Source organism: Streptomyces sp. NPDC092952, from assembly GCF_044754785.1.
GTDB lineage: Bacteria > Actinomycetota > Actinomycetes > Streptomycetales > Streptomycetaceae > Streptomyces.
Genome location: NZ_JBIVPT010000003.1, coordinates 538,651 through 557,323 on the forward strand (window position 1 = coordinate 538,651; position 18,673 = coordinate 557,323).

Below are 18,673 nucleotides of genomic sequence, written 5' to 3' on the forward strand. Positions count from 1 at the left end.
GCGGGACCGGGGCGATCTTCAGGAACCGTTGGAACAGGCTTGCTGCTCTGATTCTGAGCGGCTCCCCGGGCGGGGAGCCGCTCGCGCTGTTCGGGTAGTCCCGAGTCACCGGGTCCTTGGCCGTGCTGGTGGCGCGGCTCGTGGTGTGGTGGTGGAACCGGGCCGGACTCGCCCTTCTGCTTTGTTGCGCGGGGGCTTCCTGACGACGGGTTCTCGAAGGCGGTTCAAGCGCCAGGCGAGGACTTCGCTGAGGCTGGTGGCGGTGTCGAGTTCTCGGTGGCGGGCGGCCTGGATGAGGAGCGCGGAGGGAGCGCGGCCGGCTGCTGTGGTGTTGTTGAGCGTGGCGGCGAGGGCGGGCCAGTCGGGTTCGGCGAGGATCTGCTCGGCCAGGTCAGGCAGTGCTTGGCGCACCGTAGCGGCTTGCTGCTTCAGTAGCCATGGGGCGAGGTGCCGACCCCGGTGGTGGAGTGCGGTCAGGGGTTCGGCGGCTGCGGTCTGGTAGGCCACGCGGAGGTGCGTGGTTGCACGCTGCGCGGCCTCGGCCTGCTGGTGATGGTCGCGGGCGCGGTGCCAGTGTTGGGCGGCGATGACCGCGAGCAGGAGAGCGTCGAGGACGGTCGCGAGGAGGGCTCCGTCCTTCGGTGCGGGCTGACGCAGGATCGCCTTCACCGCCCGGCGGGTGGCTTGGGCCTGCTCGTGTCGGGCGCGGATGCCAGAGCGGCTGGCCCGCTCGAAGGCTGTGGCGGCCTGGACGAGCTGAGGCCGGAGGCCGTCGGGGGCGATCAGGGGGAGTGCGTCGAGAGCTTCGGCGAGGACGGTGATGTGGGCTTGTCCGGCGTCTTCCTCTTGGTCGAGGTGGTCGGGGATCCCGTCGACGGCGCGGGCGAGTCGTCGCCAGGCCGGGGGGTCGGTTTGTTCCGCCGACGTTGAAGCCGTGGCCGCCAGGCGCTCGGTGATCTTGGGGTAGGAGAGGTCTGGGGCGAGGGTGGAGCCGGAGAACCAGACGGGCTCGCCCTGGGCGTTGGTGTCGTTACCGACGGCGACCTTGTAGCCGCGGACGTCCCCGGAGGGGAAGTACTGGACGTCGACGAGGGCTCCGGCCCCCTCGACGATCCAGAAGAACTCCTCGGTGTTCGTGGCCGCCGAGACGGCGGTCCGGACGACGGTGCGCAGGTGTTCCCGGGCGGTTCGGGCGTTGCCGGTCCGGCGGGCCTTCTCCTGCTCGGCGCGGGTCGGCCGCTTGGCAGCGGTGCAGTCGCCTCGCGGCACCTGGCGGAGCCCGTACTCCTTCTCGATGGCGACGAGTTCCTTGTCGGCGCGCAGGAAATCGTTCCAGTTCCTCGGCGGGCGCAGATCGCCCCGGACCTTGGTGGCGACGATGTGGATGTGGTCGTCGGCGTGGCGGACGGCGACCCAGCGGCAGGCGTCGGGGTCGCCGGCCGGGGCGATGCCGGCGGCGTTGAGGATGCGGCGGGCGATGGTGGCCCACTCGTCGTCGGTCAGGTGGCGGTCTTCGGGGGCGGCGCGGATCGAGCAGTGCCAGACGTGGTTCTTCGGCGCATTGTGGCCGGCCTGCTTGACCCGCAGGTCGAGGACGGCGGCGAGCTGGGCGAGGGTGGCGTCGGGGTCGCGGCCGGGGTCGGGGGCGAAGCCGTCGAAGGAGGCTACGAGGTGGGGGTCGGTGTGTTCGTTGGCGCGACCGGGTCCGTAGAGGTAGTTCAGGACGCCCCGTGTTTTGTGGCCGGGCTTGACGATGTTCGCGATCAATCAGGCCGCCCGGTGGTGCGTGGCGGCCACATCGGCGGCGGCGTCGACCGCCGCGACCGTCTGCCTCACGGTCGTCACGAGTCGGCGGGCCTCGGCGAGGACGGCGGCGTCCACAGGGTGTGCGTTGCCGTCGGCGTTGAGGCGGTGGGCGATCTGGTTCGCGTTCGTGCCGATCCTGGCGAGCTCGGTACGCAAGGCAGCGAACTCATCGATCAGGTCGTCGGTGGCGGCACGCTCGGCGGGCAGGGCGAGGTCGCTGTCCAGGTGAGCCATGACGATGGCGCCGACGAGGTGCGCGCCGGCCAGGTTGTGGCGGCGGGCCTCGGCGAGGATCGCCTGCTTCTCGTTGACGCTGTAGCGGACGTCGACACGCTCTCGCCGCTGCACGTTCTGGCGGGCACGGCGACGGGCGATACGACGCAGCGCGGCCTCATCGGCGGCACGCACACCTCCTGCCCCCGGTGCGCCCTCGCGCCGGGGACCCGCCGCCTCCGCCACCCCCGGGGCGGAGGCTTCCGCGTGGGACCGGCCCTTGGACGGTCCAACGCCATACCTTGCTCCGCCCGGGGCAGGGGTGGTGGTCGGCTGCTGGGTGGCGTACGGAGAACTGGGGAGGGGCTGTTCGTGCATGCGTGGGCTCTCTGATTGTGCGGGGAGACGAAGTGGTCTCGCCCCGGAGGTGTTCCGGGGCGAGCGTCCGGTGTGCGGAAGGGGCCTGGGCTACGCGTCTACCTCAGCGGAGGACTGGTCGCGCTCGGCCTGGAGCAGAGCCTTGGCCTTCTCCATGCGTTCGCGGCGGCCGGGCCTGAGGCCCTTGTCGCGGATGGCCGTCTCCATGTGGCGGCGGGAGACGTGGCCCGCACGTCCCAAGGGGGCGGTACGACCGATCTCGACCACCTGCTCCCACGTGGCCATCGGCCGCTGATCGCCACGCTTGGCGGGCGGCTTCTCGGGCTGGGCCACTTGCTCGGCGGCCTCTTCGGCCTGCTCGGCCACGTTCTCGTCTGACCGTGGCTCCTTGGCGGCTGCTGCCGCGCCACGTTCTGGAGGGGTGGCCGCCGTGATGTGGCGGCCCTCGTCGCGAGGCTCTGCGTGGGCGGGGCGGCGCTGGACGAGTAGGTAGAGGTGGACGGCGCCGGCGAGCGCGAGTGGGGCGATGGCGGAGATGACGCCGACGGTGATGTCGTCCAGGGCGAGGCCGCCTCGTCGCGTCTGCTGGTTGAGGCGGACGGCGTGTAGGACGTTGGCCCAGATGCTGGTGGCGGTGGCAACACTGACCAGGCCCCAGACGTACGCCCGGGACCCCAAGCGCGCAGTGCGCACGATGAGGAGGGCTCCGATGCCGATGGCGATGAAGCCGTCGATTACCAGGGGGAAGGCGTAGGTGAGGGCCGGGTGGATATGGCTGGCGGCGGCCATCTGGCGCAGGGCGTCGTACGAGAGCGCGAAGGCGGCCATGGCGAGGAGGGCGACGCCCGCGGGGATCAGGACGGGGAGGGCCACGATCCTGCGGATCAGGCCGGGGAGGGGTATTGGAGGTGCGGTGGTGCTGGGGGAGGTCAAGGAAGGGTGCTCCGGAAGCTCGGGGAGGTTGGGGTGGCCGCGCGGCCGGTGGCGGGTGGGAACCGTCCCGACTCGTCGCATGCCTGGTCAGCGCAGGTACGGGTGGGGGTCGTGACATCGGGTCGACCCGTCACGGGCGGGTGACCCGTCCCGGCCCCGACCTGCGAGGGGACGGGTGGGGACGGGTCGTGCCGGGTCAGGCGCCGGGTGCCGGTTCCGGCAGGAGCAGCGGCTCGGCGGCCGGGGAAGCGGCCGGGGCGGGCTGGGGGCAGTAGCGGGCCCAGGCGTCGGCGAACTGCTCGCGGGCGAAGCCCCTGGCCTGGAAGCCGTCGGGGAAGCGGTGGCTGGCGGCGCTGATGCCGTAGTCCTTCAGCAGGAGCTGCAGGCCGCGTGCTGTGAGGCCCTTGTCCTTGTACTCGGGCCAGGGGGACTCGGTGTCCTCGTTGAGGATGCCGAGCAGGCGGCCGGTACGGAGCAGGGCCGGGTTTCCTTCGGCGGCGAAGGCGCGGCGGACGTCGGCGAGGAGCCGGAGGTTCAGGGCGCTGTTGTCCTGGTCCTGCTCGGCCTCGTGCTTCGTCATGGCCAGGCAGGCGGCGCGGGCGGCCTCGGGCCAGGTGCCGCCGGCGAGGTCGGCGACGGCGACCAGTGGCTGCCAGGTGTCGGCGGCCCGGTCCTCGACCGGCATAGCGGGGGTGAGGTCCAGGGCGGTGGCGTGGAGCGGTCCGAGCCAGGCCACGAGCCGGTCCCGTACGGCGTGCAGGGCGGGGGTGTCCCGTACGGTGCGGAACTCGGCGACCTTCTCGCCCGGCCCCCGGCGGCGCATCCGGATGACGACCGACCGGTCCATGATCGTGTCGGGCAGGTCTCCGATCCCGGCGAGGGCGGCCATCGCGAAGGTGGGGAACTTCGATACTTCGTGGTTCGGGCCGGAGACCCGCAGGGTGGGGCGGTTGCGCTGGTGGCCGGCGTTGAGCAGGCCGCGCATCTCCTCGTTCTTCTCCGCGACCTTGGCCGAACCGAAGAGGGTGTCGGCCTCGTCGACGAGCAGGGTCGGCGGGTTCTCGGTGATCGACCGGAACACGGCGGCGGCGGAGGCGTTGACCGTGATCAGCGGGTCGTGGACGGTTTCGGTGACCACGTCCAGGAGCCGCGACTTGCCGCACCTCTTCGCGGGTCCGACGACCGCGAGGCGCGGGGCGTGCTGCCAGGCCGTCTGCAGGTGGGTGGCCGCCACCCAGAGGGTCACGGCCGTGAGCGCGTCCTCGCTCGGCAGCACCACGTACCGGCGGAACTGCGCCCGGAGGTCGGACAGTGCCTCCTCGCCCTTGGATGGCGGAGTGGGGTCTGGCTGCGGGGCGGCGGGCTGGCCGGGGACGGCGACCGGCGGCCAGGCGGCGGGAAGCGATGGCGTGTTCGGGGTGGCTTCGTCCATACTGGACATCGAGCTCCTCAATCTGCGGGCCATACGGGACGGCAAACCCGGCCATGCAGCTAGTCGTTCAGGGATGGGCGGCGTGAGGTTTGCGCTTTGAGCCCCTCGGTGTCGCAAGCACCGGGGGGCTTTCTGTTTGTCGGGCTAGGCGATGGGGGCTCCAGCGGTTCGGGGCGGTGCGGCACGTCTATCACTATGCACTATGCATAGGTGCTTTGCAAGTGGCAGAAGGTGCTGTACTGTCTTTACTGGCCCTGCAGAGTGCAGCGGCACGCTGCGACAGGAAGGAGGGGCCGATGTCGGACGACGAGCCAGAGGGTGTCCTGCTCAAGGGCGAGGACAACGCCGCCAAGCGGATCAAGGCCGAGCGCGACCAGCGCGGCTGGAGCACCACCACGCTCTCCGACCGCCTCAACGAGGCCGGCTACGAGATGAACCCGTCGGGGGTGTGGCGCATCGAGAACGGCAAGCGCCGCATCAACCTCGACGAGGCCATCGGCTTCGCCGAGGTTTTCGGGGTGTCCCTGTCCAACCTCGTCGGCCCACCGGGCCTGGCCGCCGCCGGCCGCACCATGGAGCTCATCGACACCGTCGTGGCCGCCAGCGCGGCCGCCCAGCGAGCCCAGCACGCGTACCGCCGGGCCACCGCCGAACTCACCGCCTACCTCGATGAGCACCCGGACATCCGCGAGGCGGCCGACGTGATGGTCAGCAACGCCATCGCCGAGAGCACCATGAAGATCAACCAGGAGGAGTTCGGGCCGCCGCCCCAGCAGTAGCCCGCTCCTCCGGCCGCCCTGGACCGCAAACCCCAGGACCCGGCCGCACCACACGCCCATCCCATCCCTGAACGACACCGGCCCGGCCGGGGTTGCCGCCCCAACCGCCGAGGCCAGGAGAGGACACCCACTTGCGCCACACGGCAATACCCCACGCCTCCACCCAGCCCCGCACGGCGAAGGAGGTGAACAACAACGACCGCCTGCTCACGGTCGACGAGGCCGCTGAACGCCTCGGGACCGGCGTCCGCTTCATCCGCCGGCTCGTCGCCGAGCGCCGCATCCGCTACGTGAAGCTCGGCAAGCACGTCCGTATCTCGGAGAGCGTGCTCAGCGCCTACGTCGAGGAGCGGACGGTCGAGCCCGTCCGCGCCCGCCGCTCCGGCTTCGGGCTGGTGGCCTGATGGCAGGCTCCCGCACGAGGGTCCCGCGCCGCAGCTTCGGCGCGATCCGCCGGCTCCCCTCGGGCCGCTGGCAGGCCCGCTACCCCGGGGCAGACGGCCTGCTGCGCGCTGCCCCCGAGACGTACGAGACCAAGCGCGAGGCCGAGATCTTCCTCGCCCAGGTCCAGGCCGACCAGTCGCGCGGCGACTGGATCGACCCGACTGCCGGCGAGGTGCTCTTCGCCGAGTACGCCACCCGATGGATCGACGAGCGCGGCGTCGCGCCCACCACCGAGGAGCTGTACCGGCGGCTGCTCCGCCTCCACCTGGAGCCGACCTTCGGCGGCGAGTACGTCAACGCCATCAGCCCGGCCAAGGTCAGGACTTGGCGTGCGGAACGGCGGAGGGCGACCGGCGCCACCACGACCGCCAAGTCCTACCGGCTGCTGAAGGCCATCATGCAGACGGCTGTCGAGGACGATCTGATCCGCCGGAATCCCTGCTTCATTCGTGGAGCGGGCCGGGAGGACGCGGACGAACGACCTGTGGCCACCGTCGAGCAGGTCTTCGCGCTCGCCGAGGCCATCGGGATCCGCTGGCGGCTGATGGTCCTCCTCGGGGCCTTCGCCTCCATGCGGCCGGAGGAACTGGCCGAGCTGCGCCGAGCCGACATCGACCTCGACACCGGCTCGGTCCGGGTTCGGCGAGCGGCTCCGGAGCTGAACACGGGCCGCCGGGTGATCGGCGATCCCAAGTCCCGTGCGGGCAAACGGGAGATCATGCTGCCGAGCTTCATCCTCCTTGACGTCCGCCGCCACCTGGAGTGGTTCGCCCAGGACGGGCCCGACGGCCTCGTCTTCGTCGGGGAGCGTGGCGCCGCCCTGCGCGGCACCACCTTCGGCCGGAAGTGGCGCAAGGCACGGGACGCGGTCGGCATGCCGAAGGAGTTCCGCTTCTACGACCTCCGGCACACCGGCAACACCCTCGCCGCCGACACCGGCGCCAAGCTCAAGGACCTCATGGTCCGCGCCGGCCAGTCCTCGGAACGGGCCCAGCTGATCTACCAGCACTCCACGAAGGCGCACCAGCGCAAGCTCGCCGATGACATCGACGCCGATGTCCGCCGCCAGCGAGCGGAGATTCGGGGCTTGGGAGCAGCCGCTGTTGCCCAAAGGGTTTCGGCTGCGCTTCCAGGTTCCGGCGGGGCTGCGCGGGTGAGGTGACAGGCCCAGGTGGAGGTCCAGAGCGGACCTCCACCTGATGGTTTCGCGCCCGTCAAAAGGGAGGCTCGGCTGCGATGCCGGCCTTCGGGGATTCCGCGGCCTCGATCAGCTTGTTGGTGAGCTCGACGGTGGCGAGGTACCACCAGAAGATCCAGTCCAGAAAGGCGTCGTTGTAGTCGGCCAGCTGGTCCGCGCGCCGGTGGCGTAGGTCGAATCTGTTGGCGATCTCGAACAGGGCCCCGTCGTGAGGCTTTCCGAGGTCTTCGCGGATCAGGGTGCGGCGTTCCTCCAGGATCCCGACTGCGGCCACGATGGCCGACCGCTTGCTTTCCAGAGAGGCGTCGCGTGCGCGGAAGAGTGCGATGGCATGCCGGACGCGGTCGGTGATGGCAGGAGGGCTGTCGTTGAGGACACGGTGCACAAGCTGGCTACGTGCGTCGTCGGTAACTGCGACGAGTCGACCCAGGTCCTCCCCCTCGGCGGCGAGCTCGTACTCGGTCCCTGCTTCGTTCAGCAGCTTGTTGATCTTCGTGCGGTAGAGGATTCGGGCCGGCCCGTTGTGGAACTCCGAGTGGTGCCAGCCGCACCCGCCGTAGGAGTGAAAGCTCCGTAGCCGGGGACGGCTGACGAGGTCGTGGAAGACCTCGATCAGGCCGTAGAAGATGTCGTCGTCCCAGGTGGTCGGGGCCAGAGGCCACAAGTCTGGAATGCCCAGGCGCCGTTCGATCAGCGCGGAGGCGTCGGGCAGGTCATCCCGCCCGTCGATGCACTCCTCGCCGAACTGCTCGACCAAGTAGCCCTTGTCCACGAAATCACCGACGATCCGTGCGAAGTCGCGGCGGGCATCTCGGGCGGTGCTGCCGTCGGCAGACGAGCCACGTGTGTGTCGCTGAGGCCAGTACGGTCGGGGCGCGAGCGCAGGCCGAATCTCCGAAGCACGGCTGATGAGTTCCGAGAACCAGTCCTCTTGGGTTCCTTGCTTGTACCGGCTCTCCCGCCCCACTCCCCAGCCGTTACGAGGGGCGTCGACCTCTTGGAAGTCCGTCACGGCTGTCGATCCGACCAGAGCCTCGGTCAGGAGCCATTCTGCGCGGTCCTCCCACGAGCGGCTCGTCGCCCTGAGGATGCGCTCCCCTTCCGACACGAACAGGGAAGTCGGCCAATCCAGCTCGTAGTTGCTCAGGTCCACCATCACAGCGCCATCATCACCCATTCGCACGCATAGAGGAGCGGGCTTTTGTGCATGCCGCATGCTCGTCGGCATCTACCGGGCAAACGTCACTTGTTACACCTTTCAGACGGGTGGTCTGATCTTGACTCGCTCGTCCGGGTGAATGTTCGTACTTCCTTGCGTACTTCGGACGCTGTCCCGCGCGGCTCGCATCGACAGTTCGCCGCCGGTCAGGCGATGACGACGATGGAGGACATGGCCCGATGAGCGCCAACGAGACGTACATGGACCTGAACAACGAACCGAAGCCGATCCGCGGGCATGTTCTCGCTGCCGCGACCGTCGTCTTCGGCGAGGACCAGGAGAACGGGCGTCGGGAGACGATCGTCTTCTCCGGGTTCACGCAGATCAACAAGTGGCCCATGCCCGGTTTCGAGCACGAGGTCGACGAGAAGGGGCGCGCGTCGTTCGATGCCGAGTTGATCTCCGCTCTCGAGGTCGGGATCAAGGGCTACAGCTACGAGTTGAACGACCGCATCCAGATACTCACGAACCCCTTCCAGTCCAGCAAGGGCAGTGTCCGGCAGGCCGTGGCCGGTACGAACTTCCCTGCGGAGTTCCAGCTCCGCCGGTTCGGGATCATCGAGACCAGCACACTGCGGCTGGTCAACAAGGACGGCATCGACACCTCCGGTTCCGTGGACAGGGTGCCGCCCTTCAAGGAGCCGCTGACCGGCCCCTTCCCTGACGCGTCGCTCGGAGGGAACGCGGAAGCCCGGTCGGCGACGAACGTGATCCGCGCTGCCGACCCGTCGGTGGCCTGGTACGCGTCCGATGACAACAACCAGCCGGCCACCGAAGCGGCAACGCTCTTCTTCGCCAAGGGCCCGAACTCCTTCACGACCATGATCGTCGACCCTCGGTGATCATCCAGAGCACTCTGGAGGGTTCCCTGACCCTCGCGGTCGACGGCAAGACCGTGAAGGTGGACCTCGCAGGAGACCACCGCAGGGCCGGCGGTGCGGAGATCCTCCTGTTCGGCCCCGAGAAGCACGACCGGGGCCGCGGGGTGCTGGCCCAGCTGTCCCGCCTGGCGGTGGTCGGCGACTGTGCCGAACTGGGTGGGCGTGTCATGCTGCGGGTGAGCTGGGCGCAGCCCTCGACCGGCACGTACGGCAAGGGCGAGGAGGACAGCCTTACTGATCGTTTCAGAATGACTTTCGAAGGCGCCACAGGCAGAACTGGTGGGGCCAGGCGAAGGCCCGCTCAACGACCCAGCGCACTGTGCCGGGTCCGGAGCCGTGGACGACGCCCCGTCGGGCGATCCTCGGCTTGATGCCGCGCTTGCACAGCAGGCGGCGGTACTTCTCGAAGTCGTAGCCCCGGTCGGCGAACAGCCGCTGGGGCCTGCGACGGGGCCGCCCCCGCAGACCGTGGATCGGTGGGACCGCGTCCCAAAGCGGTATGAGCTGGGTGACGTCATGCCGGTTGCCGCCGGTGAGCGTGACGGCCAGCGGGGTGCCGTGGCGGTCGACTGCGGGCACCACCAGGGTGTCACCGCGCTGTAGGAAGGCGTGGCAGGCCTTGAGCGCGGGGCGCAGGTCGTCCTTGCCGGACTTCTTGTCGGCGAGGATGCGCCGGCAGCCGGTGGCGGCGAGGGCGTCGATCTGGCGGTTGAGCTTCTGTCCGCCGGTGGAGACCCGAGCCCGCGATGAGGATCTCGGTCCGCATCGCGGGCTCGGCGGTCAGGGGTTCGAACGGGTGGGGTTCAAGTGGCACGCTCACGCCCGGAATTCTTCTTGGTGCCGTTCTGGGAACCCTGCTGTGTGTGCGGAGAGAGAAGGTGATACGGCCCGGTGCGGGCGTGAGTGAGGAGATGGGATGCGGGAGCGGATACGCGCGGGCGATCGCGCGGCGTTCGGCGAGCTCTATGAGCAGTATGCGAAGGCGGTGTACAACCATGCCTTCCGGCTGACCGGCGACTGGTCGGTGGCCGAGGACGTGATGTCGGCGACGTTCCTGGACGCCTGGCGGACGAGGGAGAAGGTCGGAGAGGAGGGGGGATCGCTGCGGCCGTGGCTGCTGGGGATCGCGACGAACAAGGCGCACAACGCCAGACGCGGTGTCCGTCGGCGTTTCGCCTTCCTGGCCCGGGTGCCCGCCCCGGAGCCGGTGGCGGACTTCGCGGACGAGGCGGCCGGGCGGATCGACGACGCCCGTCGCCTGGACGCGGTTCACCGGGCGGTGCGGGGCCTGCGCCGTCAGGAGAGGGAGGTGCTGGCGCTGTGCGTGTGGTCGGGGTTGGACTACCAGCAGGCCGCTGACGCGCTGGGGGTGCCGGTGGGCACTGTGCGCTCACGCCTGTCGCGCGCCCGGGTCAGGCTGCGGGACCTGACCGACCGACAACTGGCCGAAGAAAAGCGGGAACCGCGCCCGGGGCGCGGAGAGGTAGAGAGTGAGGCCGCGTTCGCGGTCCTGTCCGTCCAGGAGGGAACCCGGTGAACGACACCCCGTACCGGCCCGCACAGGCTGAGCGCGAGGAGATGGCCCGGCTGCTGCCGGCCCCGGCCGAACGGGACCTGCCGCCGGGCCGCCACCTCCACCACAAGGAACTCCTCATGCGACAGATCAACCAGGACACCACCCACACCTCCCACCAGCCAGGCGGACTGCGCCGGCGCTTGGCCGACGCGGCCGCCCCCGGCCGTCCCCGGCGCCGACTGGTCCTCGGGGCGTCGCTGGCCGCGGGGGCGATGGCTGCGGTCATCGCGGTGACCGCCGTCGGTTCCAACGCCCCGACCACAGTCCCTCAGGCGGGCAGTGCTCCGGGCGGCTCGGTCAGCGAGCGCGGGCCCGGCGGCGCGTCACCCCAGGCCGTCCAGCTGCTGACCCGCATCGCCGCCGTCGCCGCCAGCACCCCTGCCCCGCAGGTCCGTGACGACCAGTACATCTACATCGCCAGCCAGGTCTACGGCGCGAGCAAGGAGATCGGCGCCGACGGCGACGGCGCCAAGGCCCAGTACAACGACGACGGCACCGGGACCACCCACCCCCGACAGGCATGGTTCTCCGTCAACGGCAGCCGCGACGGTCTCCTCACCGAGCCCCTCAACCCGGGCATCCGGCCCGGTAAGGAAGGCGTCAGCCTCGGCAAGAACACCAAGCCCTCCCTCCAGCTGCCCACCTACACGTACCTGGCCTCCCTGCCCACCGACCCCGACGCCCTGCTGACAGCCGTCTACGCCCAGAACACCGGCGTGGACAAGAACCTCAACCCCGACCAGGAGGCGTTCCAGACGATCGGCGACGCGCTGCGCGAGTCCCTGATGCCCCCGCGGATCGGGGCGGCACTCTACAAGGCCGCGGCCAAGATCCCCGGGGTGAACGTCGTGGACGACGCCGTGGACGCGTCCGGCCGGCACGGCGTGGCCGTCAGCCAGGACCACGGCAACCAGCGCACCGAATGGATCTTCGACAAGGACAAGCTCACCTACCTCGGCGAGCGGACCGTCCTCATCAACGACGACAGCGCCGGCGGCAAAGCCGGACGCATCCTGGTCAGCACCGCCGTGACCGAACGCGCCGTCGTCGACAAGGCCGGCCAGAAGCCTTCTCCGGGTACAGCCACCTGACCTTCGACACCGGGACCGGTTCTTCCTCCCAGGCCGCTCGGCGCCCCGACCACCGATCCGTCCTCCGGCGCCCAGGTCTACGCCTACGCGCTGACCGGACCGGGCTGGGAGGGCGAACTCCCCGACGACGTCCATCAGGTCCCCATGGGGACCGACACGGTCTGGCTGATGGGCCGGATCGAGATGTTCAACACGGGCGATGACGTGGCGAACGTCACCGCCTACCAGAGACTGGTGCGACTGCTGCCCACCACCCCGCTCAACCCGCCGGATCCGGCCATGAGCGCCACCCTCGCAGAGCTGGGCGTCTACCCCTACGACCCTGCCAGACTCCCCGACGCCAAGGTCCTGGACCAGGCCAAGGAAGAGGGCCTCAGGCTCATCGCCAACCACAAGGGCCCCGCCCCCATCAACGGTTGGACTTTCGTCAAGACGGACATCGGCTCCTACGGCACCGACTACCTGCAGCGCGCCTACGTCGCCATGTTCGGCCTGGCCGCCCATCTCCCCGAGGACGCCCTCTATCCCAGCACCGGCGGCCCCTCGACGGACAGCGCCGGCAAGCCGATCCCCTACACCCTGACCTTCCCCGCCGGTCAGCTGCCGCCCGTCGATGCGTTCTGGTCACTGACTGCCTACGACGCCGACAGCTTCCTGGTCGCCAACGCCGCCGAGGTCTACGCCGTCGGCCACTTCACCGCCCCCGCGCCCGAGGACGACTCCCTGGACAAGACGAACTGGCTCCCCATCCCTACCAGCGGCAAGTTCACCATCACCCTGCGGCTCTACGCCCCGCAAACCGACGCGATCCCGGCTGACTGGCCGCCCGCCCTCACCAGGGCCGAGTAACCGGCCTGCCGGTAGAGCGCCGCGAGCGCGCCACTCCTGTGCGTTTCCACCTTCGAGTGTCCGCCTCGGTCCGGATGCCGCTCGCAGAACAGCGGATCGAGGGGCGGCGGGTGCCGGCACGCCGTCCCGTACGAGTAAGCCGCGTCGCCTACCCGGCAGGCCTCCACCTGAACGCGCACTTTGAGCTCTCCACCCCCACCGGAACCCTCTCCGCGGACGCGGCGGTACCGCTCCTTGGCCGACCCGGCGGCCTGGAGGCCGGCGGCACCGAGCTGCGCGCCGAGAGTGCCGATGTCTCGCTGGTGACGGAGTCCGGCACCACCAAGGCGCGCATCACCGACGTCCGGCTGGTTATGCGCGACACGTGGGCCGGTGAGTTGGCGTCGGTCAGCGACTGACGGCCCGGCCCGCATGCAGTCGGCGGAGCTCAGCCCGGCCCTGTGGATCGGCGCCTGACCTGATGGTGCATGAGGGCCCGTATGGCACGCGAATGGCACGCAGGCCCCGACAGGTCTAGACAACGACGAAGCCCCAGGCCGCTGACCTAGGGCTTCGTAGAAGAGCGGGTGACGAGAATCGAACTCGCGCTCTGAGCTTGGGAAGCTCATGTTCTACCATTAAACTACACCCGCGAAAGCAGCCCGCCCGATCGGCGGCTACCGTCGCACACTGTACCCCATGCCAGGTCCCCGGCGTTTGAGCCGTGGGGCCTTCTTGGTGTGAGGGGTGGGTGGACGCGGGTGCGGTGGGCGGGAGTTGGGGCGTAGCGTGGGGGGTCGGAGTGCCGCGTGGAGCGGCGTCCCGTTCATCCCCTAATGTGGCGGTTTCGTCCACGGTTTGGTTGGGGAAGGGACTTGATGGACTCCATGGAGCGCACCGTCGTCCGCTGTGCCGAAGGGCACGTTTTCGCTACCGCTACGTTCCCGATGCAGCAGCTCGGGGCCGGGCGGATCGGTCCGGGGCGGCTCATCCGCTGTCCGCGCTGTGCGCGGCTGCGGCATGCCGTGCCCGTGGTTTCCGTGCGGCGGTAGCGGTTGACGGCAGGCGCGCGGGCGGACCTGATTGGGGTGGGCCCGCGCGTTCTGCGTATCCTCGGGACGTGCTTCTCTCAGATAAGGACATCCGGGCCGAGATCGACGCCGGACGTGTACGTATTGATCCGTTCGACACGTCGATGGTGCAGCCGTCGAGCATTGATGTGCGGCTCGACCGCTACTTCCGGGTGTTCGAGAACCACCGCTATCCGCATATCGACCCGGCCGTCGAGCAGGCCGATCTGACCCGCATGGTCGAGCCGGACGGGGACGAGGCCTTCATCCTGCACCCCGGTGAGTTCGTGCTGGCCTCGACGTACGAGGTCATTTCGCTGCCGGACGATATCGCCTCGCGGCTGGAGGGGAAGAGTTCGCTGGGGCGGCTCGGGCTGGTGACGCATTCGACCGCCGGCTTCATCGACCCCGGTTTCTCCGGGCACGTGACGCTGGAGCTGTCGAATCTCGCGACGCTGCCGATAAAGCTGTGGCCGGGAATGAAGATCGGGCAGCTGTGCATGTTCCGGCTGAGCTCGCCGGCGGAGTTCCCGTACGGCTCCGAGCGGTACGGGTCGCGGTACCAGGGCCAGCGCGGGCCCACCGCTTCGCGTTCTTTCATGAATTTCCATCGGACCCAGGTGTGATGCCCCGTGAGCGGTGACATGAGCGGTGACATGAGTGGTGCTGTGACGACCGACGAGCGCGAGAACCTGACCTACGAGGGGTTCGGCCGCGCCGTGCGTGAGCTGGCACAGGCCGTGGCGGACGACGGGTTCGAGCCCGATGTGGTGCTCAGCATCGCGCGCGGCGGGGTCTTCGTCGCCGGTGGACTGGCCTACGCGCTGGACTGCAAGAACATCCACCTGGTGAACGTGGAGTTCTACACCGGAGTGGGTACCACGTTGGAAATGCCGGTCATGCTGGCACCGGTTCCGAACGCGATCGACTTCTCCGACAAGAAGGTGCTGATCGCCGACGACGTCGCCGATACCGGGAAGACGCTGAAGCTGGTGCACGATTTCTGCATCGATCACGTCGCCGAGGTGCGCAGCGCGGTCATCTACGAGAAGTCGCATTCGCTCGTGAAGTGCGAGTACGTGTGGAAGAAGACCGACAACTGGATCAACTTCCCGTGGAGCGTGGAGAAGCCCGTCGTACGACGCAGCGGCCAGGTTCTCGACGCCTGAGGCGCCTCACGGTGCGGACAAACGACTGAAGCCCCGGCACGGGAAGTGCCGGGGCTTCAGTCGTTTGTCCGCGGGCGGGCCGGGGACCGTGTGTCAGAGCGTGCCGAGCTTGATGATCGACAGCAATGCGATCAGCTGGATCGCGGAGGCGCCCAGTGCCTTCGGCCACGGCAGGTCGTGGGATTTGCTCACCATCGAGGTGAAGAGCGCGGCCGAGGCCAGCCAGGTCGCCCAGCCGAGAATCTGGACCAGGGAGTTCTCGCCGCCGAGGAAGAGCGCGAATATCAGGCGCGGTGCGTCCGTGATCGACATGATCAGCATCGACAGGCCCACGGTCGGCTGCCAGGACCCGTCGCCGCCGAGCTGGCGCGCGAGCGTGTGGGTGACCATGCCCAGGACCAGGCCGCCGAGGACGAAGCCGACGCCCGTGATGATCACGTAGGGCACCGCGGTGGAGATCGTCGCGTGGATCGCGTCGTCACGGGCCTGGTCGAAGCCGAAGAGCGCGAGCAGCCCGTACAGGAAGGTGACGATGAGCGCCGGGCCCCAGACGGGGTAGTCGCGCATCTGCCAGAACGTCGGTCCCGGGCGGAGCACGATGCCGCTGAGCAGCTGCTTCCACGGGAGCCGGGGGCCCGCGGGCTGGGCGGGGGCCTGGCCGGCGCGGTAGGTGTCGCCGGGGCCGTACGGGTCCTCGCCGATGCTGAAGGCCTGGGTGTGGCCGGGGGCGTCGGCGTACGGGTCGCCCGGCTGCGGGGCGCCGTGGGGGTGGTGCGAATTCCGGGGGTGGTGGGGCTGCTGGTACGGGTCGCCGAAGTACTCCGGCTCACCGTGGCCGCCGCCCTGGCCGCCGCCGTGCCCCTGCCCGTAACCGCCCTGGCCGCCGCCGTTGCCGTAGCCGCCGTTGTACGGGGGCGGGGCCGCGTTGCCTCCCGCCGGGGGCCATGACTGCTGACCGTACGGCGGTGGTGCCTGTGTGCCGTACGGCTGCTGCCGCGGTTGCTGTTGCGCCTGCTGCGGGGTGCGGTTGTCCCGGCCGCGTCCGATCCTGAATCCAGCCACGTCACTGAACGTACCTGGTACGGGCCGGTCCGGTCAGAGGGCCTGGGGTGCGGGCCCGCCATTGCGGCCGAGCTGTGACATCCCCTAGGGGAACCCCGGGGGGCCTGCCCCAGGCCGGAAAAGGCGGCAGCGGCCGGTCCCGCCCCCGAGGCGGATCCGGCCGCTGCCGACGCGCGGTCCGTGCGGAACTACTTCACCGGTTCCGGCTCCGGAGCGTCCTCGGACTCCGCCTCCCCGGCGGGGTCGGCCGGCGTCTTGACCGAGTCCAGCAGCAGCTGCGAGACGTCGACGACCTGGACCGACTCCTTCGCCTGGCCGTCGTTCTTCTTGCCGTTGACCGAGTCGGTCAGCATGACCAGGCAGAACGGGCAGGCGGTGGAGACGATGTCCGGGTTCAGCGAGAGGGCCTCGTCGACGCGCTCGTTGTTGATGCGCTTGCCGATCCGCTCCTCCATCCACATCCGGGCGCCGCCGGCGCCGCAGCAGAAGCCGCGCTCCTTGTGGCGGTGCATCTCCTGCTGGCGCAGACCGGGGACCTTGTCCATGATCTCGCGCGGCGGGGTGTAGATCTTGTTGTGGCGGCCCAGGTAGCACGGGTCGTGGTACGTGATCAGGCCCTCCACCGGGGTCACCGGGACCAGCCTGCCCTCGTCGATGAGGTGCTGGAGCAGCTGGGTGTGGTGGATGACCTCGAACTCGCCGCCGAGCTGCGGGTACTCGTTGGCGATGGTGTTGAAGCAGTGCGGGCAGGTCGCGACGATCTTCTTGGCCGACTTGGCCTTCTTCGTGGAGTCGTCCACGCCCCCGTCCTCGTCGAGGGACTCGCCGAACGCCATGTTCAGCATCGCGACGTTCTCCTGGCCGAGCTGCTGGAACAGCGGCTCGTTGCCCAGGCGGCGGGCGGAGTCACCGGTGCACTTCTCGTCGCCGCCCATGATCGCGAACTTGACGCCCGCGATGTGCAGCAGTTCCGCGAAGGCCTTGGTGGTCTTCTTGGCCCGGTCCTCCAGGGCGCCGGCGCAGCCGACCCAGTACAGGTAGTCGACCTCGGTGAGGTCCTCGACGTCCTTGCCGACGATCGGGACCTCGAAGTCGACCTCCTTGGTCCACTCGACGCGCTGCTTCTTGGCCAGCCCCCAGGGGTTGCCCTTCTTCTCCAGGTTCTTGAGCATCGTGCCCGCCTCGGACGGGAACGCGGACTCGATCATCACCTGGTAGCGGCGCATGTCGACGATGTGGTCGATGTGCTCGATGTCGACCGGGCACTGCTCGACGCAGGCGCCGCAGGTGGTGCAGGACCACAGGACGTCCGGGTCGATGACGCCGTTCTCCTCGACGGTGCCGATCAGCGGGCGCTCGGCCTCGGCGAGGGCCGCGGCCGGTACGTCCTTCAGCTGCTCCTCGGACGCCTTCTCCTCGCCCTCCATGGTCTTGCCGCCGCCGGCCAGCAGGTACGGGGCCTTGGCGTGCGCGTGGTCGCGCAGCGACATGATCAGGAGCTTGGGGGAGAGCGGCTTGCCGGTGTTCCAGGCGGGGCACTGCGACTGGCAGCGGCCGCACTCGGTGCAGGTGGAGAAGTCGAGGATGCCCTTCCAGGAGAACTGCTCGACCTGGGAGACACCGAAGACGGCGTCGTCGGCCGGGTCCTCCCAGTCGATCTCCTTGCCGCCCGAGGTCATCGGCTGGAGCGCGCCGAGCGCCGTCGCGCCGTCCGCGTTCCGCTTGAACCAGATGTTCGGGAAGCCGAGGAAGCGGTGCCAGGCGACACCCATGTTGGTGTTGAGCGAGACGGTGATCATCCAGATCAGCGAGACGCCGATCTTGATCATCGCGACGAAGTAGATGAGGTTCTGCAGCGTGCCCGTCGCCAGCCCCTTGAAGGCGAGCACCAGCGGGTACGAGACGAAGTACGACGCCTCGTAGCCCTCCACGTGGTGGATCGCGCCCTCCAGACCGCGCAGGGTCAGGATCGCGAGGCCGATGGTGAGGATGACGTACTCGACGAAGTACGCCTGCCAGGCCTTGGAGCCCGCGAAACGGGACTTGCGGCCGGCCCGGGAGGGCAGGTTCAGCAGCCGGATGGCGATCAGCACGAGGATGCCGACCGTCGTCATCAGACCGATGAACTCGGTGTACATCTCGAACGGGGCCCAGTCGCCGATGATCGGCAGGACCCAGTCGGCCTGGAAGAGCTGCCCGTACGCCTGGACCAGGGTCGGCGGCAGGGTCAGGAAGCCGATGGCGACGAACCAGTGCGCGAAGCCGACGATCCCCCACCGGTTCATCCGGGTGTGGCCGAGGAACTCCCTGACCAGGGTGATCGTGCGCTCTTTGGGATGATCGGTGCGGCTGCCTGCCGGAACCGGTTGGCCGAGCTTGACGAACCGGTAGATCTGCGCGACGGCTCGGGCGATGAGCGCAACGGCGACGACGGTCAGCACCAGCGACACGATGATCGCGGCGAGTTGCATTTGGGGGCTCCTCGGGCCTGCGAGGGTGGGACCCAGTGTCGATGAGCGGATACTGGGATCATCTGCGATTACTAAGCAGTAACTTAATTAGTCTGTGCTGACACTACCCACTTATTCCGCCGC

General features: G+C 69.3%; 16 protein-coding genes, 1 tRNA gene and 4 pseudogenes. 11 read left to right on the forward strand and 10 right to left on the reverse strand.

Going from position 1 to position 18,673, the window contains the following annotated elements:
• Positions 1 to 105: 105 nt before the first annotated feature.
• The 4 genes from ACIQGQ_RS10290 to ACIQGQ_RS10305 all read right to left on the reverse strand — a co-directional run bounded on the left by ACIQGQ_RS10290 (position 106) and on the right by ACIQGQ_RS10305 (position 4,762).
• The gene (locus ACIQGQ_RS10290) at positions 106 to 1,767 is read right to left on the reverse strand and encodes a relaxase/mobilization nuclease domain-containing protein (RefSeq protein ID WP_402393095.1); all 1,662 of its coding nucleotides are present in this window, start codon (positions 1,765 to 1,767) and stop codon (positions 106 to 108) included.
• Entirely contained in the window at positions 1,768 to 2,214 is a 447-nt protein-coding gene (gene mobC / locus ACIQGQ_RS10295) for a plasmid mobilization relaxosome protein MobC (protein WP_402393098.1), read from the reverse strand. It lies immediately after the preceding gene.
• 273 nt (positions 2,215 to 2,487) lie between these two features.
• On the reverse strand, positions 2,488 to 3,273 hold the full coding sequence (locus tag ACIQGQ_RS10300) for a DUF2637 domain-containing protein (RefSeq protein WP_402393443.1): 786 nt from the start codon (positions 3,271 to 3,273) through the stop codon (positions 2,488 to 2,490).
• A gap of 253 nt (positions 3,274 to 3,526) precedes the next feature.
• Positions 3,527 to 4,762: a DUF3631 domain-containing protein gene (locus ACIQGQ_RS10305; protein ID WP_402393446.1), complete on the reverse strand. Its 1,236-nt coding sequence runs from the start codon at positions 4,760 to 4,762 to the stop codon at positions 3,527 to 3,529.
• Between the two features lie 296 nt (positions 4,763 to 5,058).
• Between ACIQGQ_RS10305 and ACIQGQ_RS10310 the strand changes: the two genes are divergently transcribed.
• The 3 genes from ACIQGQ_RS10310 (at position 5,059) to ACIQGQ_RS10320 (ending at position 7,147) form a co-directional block, all read left to right on the forward strand.
• Positions 5,059 to 5,541: a helix-turn-helix domain-containing protein gene (locus ACIQGQ_RS10310; RefSeq protein WP_402393100.1), complete on the forward strand. Its 483-nt coding sequence runs from the start codon at positions 5,059 to 5,061 to the stop codon at positions 5,539 to 5,541.
• Positions 5,542 to 5,726: 185 nt separating this feature from the next.
• Entirely contained in the window at positions 5,727 to 5,945 is a 219-nt protein-coding gene (locus tag ACIQGQ_RS10315; RefSeq protein ID WP_402393448.1) for an excisionase family DNA-binding protein, read from the forward strand.
• Positions 5,945 to 7,147 (forward strand): tyrosine-type recombinase/integrase, encoded by a 1,203-nt coding sequence (locus tag ACIQGQ_RS10320; protein ID WP_402393102.1) that lies wholly within the window; start codon positions 5,945 to 5,947, stop codon positions 7,145 to 7,147. The genes ACIQGQ_RS10315 and ACIQGQ_RS10320 overlap by 1 nt, the downstream gene beginning before the upstream one ends.
• 52 nt (positions 7,148 to 7,199) lie before the next feature.
• Here the strand turns inward: ACIQGQ_RS10320 and ACIQGQ_RS10325 are convergent, their stop codons facing one another.
• Positions 7,200 to 8,360: a hypothetical protein gene (locus tag ACIQGQ_RS10325; RefSeq protein ID WP_402393104.1), complete on the reverse strand. Its 1,161-nt coding sequence runs from the start codon at positions 8,358 to 8,360 to the stop codon at positions 7,200 to 7,202.
• 242 nt (positions 8,361 to 8,602) lie between these two features.
• Between ACIQGQ_RS10325 and ACIQGQ_RS10330 the strand changes: the two are divergent.
• Positions 8,603 to 9,654, forward strand: a pseudogene (locus ACIQGQ_RS10330) (DUF6004 family protein).
• Here ACIQGQ_RS10330 and ACIQGQ_RS10335 read toward each other — a convergent pair.
• Positions 9,539 to 9,850, reverse strand: a pseudogene (locus ACIQGQ_RS10335) (transposase); the annotation flags it as partial. The pseudogenes ACIQGQ_RS10330 and ACIQGQ_RS10335 sit on opposite strands and share 116 nt — an antisense overlap.
• A 48-nt stretch (positions 9,851 to 9,898) precedes the next feature.
• A pseudogene (locus tag ACIQGQ_RS10340) lies at positions 9,899 to 9,985 on the reverse strand (recombinase family protein); the annotation flags it as partial.
• Positions 9,986 to 10,199: 214 nt separating this feature from the next.
• Between ACIQGQ_RS10340 and ACIQGQ_RS10345 the strand changes: the two are divergent.
• The 5 genes and pseudogenes from ACIQGQ_RS10345 to ACIQGQ_RS10365 all read left to right on the forward strand — a co-directional run bounded on the left by ACIQGQ_RS10345 (position 10,200) and on the right by ACIQGQ_RS10365 (position 13,197).
• Positions 10,200 to 10,820, forward strand: coding sequence for an RNA polymerase sigma factor (locus tag ACIQGQ_RS10345; RefSeq protein WP_402393106.1), 621 nt, complete (start codon positions 10,200 to 10,202; stop codon positions 10,818 to 10,820).
• The gene (locus ACIQGQ_RS10350; protein WP_402393109.1) at positions 10,817 to 11,950 is read left to right on the forward strand and encodes a CU044_5270 family protein; all 1,134 of its coding nucleotides are present in this window, start codon (positions 10,817 to 10,819) and stop codon (positions 11,948 to 11,950) included. The genes ACIQGQ_RS10345 and ACIQGQ_RS10350 overlap by 4 nt, the downstream gene beginning before the upstream one ends.
• Positions 11,951 to 12,022: 72 nt before the next feature.
• Positions 12,023 to 12,181: pseudogene (locus ACIQGQ_RS10355) on the forward strand (DUF1254 domain-containing protein); the annotation flags it as partial.
• Positions 12,182 to 12,229: 48 nt separating this feature from the next.
• A complete protein-coding gene (locus ACIQGQ_RS10360; protein WP_402393451.1) occupies positions 12,230 to 12,799 on the forward strand; it encodes a DUF1214 domain-containing protein in 570 nt (189 codons plus the stop codon).
• A 74-nt stretch (positions 12,800 to 12,873) separates the two neighbouring features.
• Positions 12,874 to 13,197, forward strand: coding sequence for a DUF6004 family protein (locus tag ACIQGQ_RS10365; RefSeq protein ID WP_402393111.1), 324 nt, complete (start codon positions 12,874 to 12,876; stop codon positions 13,195 to 13,197).
• 163 nt (positions 13,198 to 13,360) lie between these two features.
• On the opposite strand, the gene ACIQGQ_RS10370 is transcribed toward ACIQGQ_RS10365, so the two are convergent.
• Positions 13,361 to 13,431, reverse strand: a tRNA-Gly gene (locus ACIQGQ_RS10370).
• A gap of 467 nt (positions 13,432 to 13,898) precedes the next feature.
• Between ACIQGQ_RS10370 and dcd the strand changes: the two genes are divergently transcribed.
• Complete coding sequence (gene dcd, locus ACIQGQ_RS10375) at positions 13,899 to 14,474, forward strand: dCTP deaminase (protein WP_366288927.1); 576 nt, start codon at positions 13,899 to 13,901, stop codon at positions 14,472 to 14,474.
• 42 nt (positions 14,475 to 14,516) lie between these two features.
• A complete protein-coding gene (locus tag ACIQGQ_RS10380; RefSeq protein WP_366289151.1) occupies positions 14,517 to 15,017 on the forward strand; it encodes a phosphoribosyltransferase in 501 nt (166 codons plus the stop codon).
• A gap of 93 nt (positions 15,018 to 15,110) precedes the next feature.
• On the opposite strand, the gene ACIQGQ_RS10385 is transcribed toward ACIQGQ_RS10380, so the two are convergent.
• Together ACIQGQ_RS10385 and ACIQGQ_RS10390 are read right to left on the reverse strand one after the other, a co-directional pair.
• Positions 15,111 to 16,079, reverse strand: a complete 969-nt coding sequence (locus ACIQGQ_RS10385; protein ID WP_402393114.1) for a Yip1 family protein — start codon at positions 16,077 to 16,079, stop codon at positions 15,111 to 15,113.
• A gap of 188 nt (positions 16,080 to 16,267) precedes the next feature.
• Positions 16,268 to 18,550 (reverse strand): (Fe-S)-binding protein, encoded by a 2,283-nt coding sequence (locus ACIQGQ_RS10390; protein WP_402393117.1) that lies wholly within the window; start codon positions 18,548 to 18,550, stop codon positions 16,268 to 16,270.
• Positions 18,551 to 18,673: the final 123 nt, after the last annotated feature.

Coding starts and splice junctions, on each gene's coding strand:
- ACIQGQ_RS10345 (WP_402393106.1), top strand. CDS start 10,200: ATGCGGGAGCGGATACGCGCGGGCGATCGCGCGGCGTTCGGCGAGCTC.
- ACIQGQ_RS10365 (WP_402393111.1), top strand. CDS start 12,874: ATGCCGCTCGCAGAACAGCGGATCGAGGGGCGGCGGGTGCCGGCACGC.
- ACIQGQ_RS10390 (WP_402393117.1), bottom strand. CDS start 18,550: ATGCAACTCGCCGCGATCATCGTGTCGCTGGTGCTGACCGTCGTCGCC.
- ACIQGQ_RS10310 (WP_402393100.1), top strand. CDS start 5,059: ATGTCGGACGACGAGCCAGAGGGTGTCCTGCTCAAGGGCGAGGACAAC.
- ACIQGQ_RS10325 (WP_402393104.1), bottom strand. CDS start 8,360: ATGGGTGATGATGGCGCTGTGATGGTGGACCTGAGCAACTACGAGCTG.
- ACIQGQ_RS10305 (WP_402393446.1), bottom strand. CDS start 4,762: ATGGACGAAGCCACCCCGAACACGCCATCGCTTCCCGCCGCCTGGCCG.
- ACIQGQ_RS10320 (WP_402393102.1), top strand. CDS start 5,945: ATGGCAGGCTCCCGCACGAGGGTCCCGCGCCGCAGCTTCGGCGCGATC.
- ACIQGQ_RS10360 (WP_402393451.1), top strand. CDS start 12,230: ATGAGCGCCACCCTCGCAGAGCTGGGCGTCTACCCCTACGACCCTGCC.